The sequence below is a fragment of the Serratia sp. T13T92 genome (assembly GCF_047530105.1).
Taxonomy (GTDB): Bacteria; Pseudomonadota; Gammaproteobacteria; order Enterobacterales; family Enterobacteriaceae; genus Chania; species Chania fonticola.
On record NZ_JBLJAK010000125.1, the window covers coordinates 1 to 977 of the forward strand.

General features: G+C 52.3%; 1 protein-coding gene. It reads left to right on the top strand.

Features of this window, described 5'->3' with window-relative positions; genetic code table 11:
* A partial coding sequence (gene tuf / locus ACMV5I_RS29505) for an elongation factor Tu (RefSeq protein ID WP_260524434.1) occupies window positions 1–977 on the top strand: 977 nt, incomplete at both ends.

Consider the following 977-nt stretch of genomic DNA (forward strand, 5'->3'; position numbering starts at 1 on the left):
GCTCGTGGTATCACCATCAACACTTCTCACGTTGAATATGACACCCCGACTCGTCACTACGCGCACGTTGACTGCCCAGGGCACGCCGACTACGTGAAAAACATGATCACCGGTGCTGCTCAGATGGACGGCGCTATCCTGGTTGTAGCTGCGACTGACGGCCCTATGCCTCAGACTCGTGAGCACATCCTGCTGGGTCGTCAGGTTGGCGTTCCTTACATCATCGTATTCATGAACAAATGCGACATGGTTGATGATGAAGAGCTGCTGGAACTGGTAGAAATGGAAGTTCGTGAACTTCTGTCTGCTTATGACTTCCCTGGTGATGACCTGCCGGTTGTTCGTGGTTCAGCGCTGAAAGCACTGGAAGGCGAAGCTGAGTGGGAAGCTAAAATCATCGAGCTGGCCGGTCACCTGGATTCTTACATCCCAGAACCAGAGCGTGCTATCGACCTGCCGTTCCTGCTGCCAATCGAAGACGTATTCTCCATCTCCGGTCGTGGTACCGTAGTTACCGGTCGTGTTGAGCGCGGTATCGTTAAAGTTGGCGAAGAAGTTGAAATCGTTGGTATCAAAGACACCGTTAAGTCTACCTGTACCGGCGTTGAAATGTTCCGCAAACTGCTGGACGAAGGCCGTGCTGGTGAGAACGTTGGTGTTCTGCTGCGTGGTATCAAGCGTGAAGACATCGAACGTGGTCAGGTACTGGCTAAACCAGGTTCCATCAAGCCGCACACTCAGTTCGATTCAGAAGTGTATATCCTGAGCAAAGAAGAAGGTGGTCGTCATACTCCATTCTTCAAAGGCTACCGTCCACAGTTCTACTTCCGTACAACTGACGTGACCGGTACCATCGAACTGCCAGAAGGCGTAGAGATGGTAATGCCAGGCGATAACGTGAACATGGTTGTTACCCTGATCCACCCAATCGCTATGGACCAAGGCTTGCGTTTCGCAATCCGTGAAGGCGGCCGTAC